The 410-nt window shown below is 48.0% G+C and carries 1 protein-coding gene; it reads right to left on the bottom strand.

Going from position 1 to position 410, the window contains the following annotated elements:
- Window positions 1-130 precede the first annotated feature (130 nt).
- A partial coding sequence (locus BTA35_RS17190; RefSeq protein WP_274378446.1) for a TrkA C-terminal domain-containing protein occupies window positions 131-410 on the bottom strand: 280 nt, incomplete at its 5' end.

The raw sequence follows: 410 nt of genomic DNA, 5'->3' as shown, positions 1-410 counted from the left end.
GATTAGAATAGAGGGCATCATGGTGATGCTGAACAGCATCAGCAAGATCCCCAAAATTCGCATGGTGGTGACAATATTCATATCAGTATGATCTGCCCAAAAGCGGTTAGCGAATAAGCGGCAAAAGCCATTAGAAGAAGGTCAAGCCGACTTGGAATAAACGCTCAACTTCACGAATCTTACGCTTATCAACCAAGAACATAATGACGTGATCATCCTGTTGCACGACAACATCATCATGGGCGATGATCACCTCACCATTACGGACAATGGCACCAATAGTGCTGCCCTCTGGCAGGTCAATCTCTTCGATGGTTTTACCTACCACCTTAGAGCTGCGCTCATCCCCATGGGCAATAGCTTCGATGGCCTCTGCCGCGCCACGGCGTAAGGAGTGCACGTTTACAATG

Source organism: Oceanospirillum linum (assembly GCF_001995095.2).
In the GTDB taxonomy this organism is placed as follows: Bacteria; Pseudomonadota; Gammaproteobacteria; order Pseudomonadales; family Halomonadaceae; genus Oceanospirillum; species Oceanospirillum linum.
This window is presented reverse-complemented; position numbering and strand designations above follow the sequence as displayed.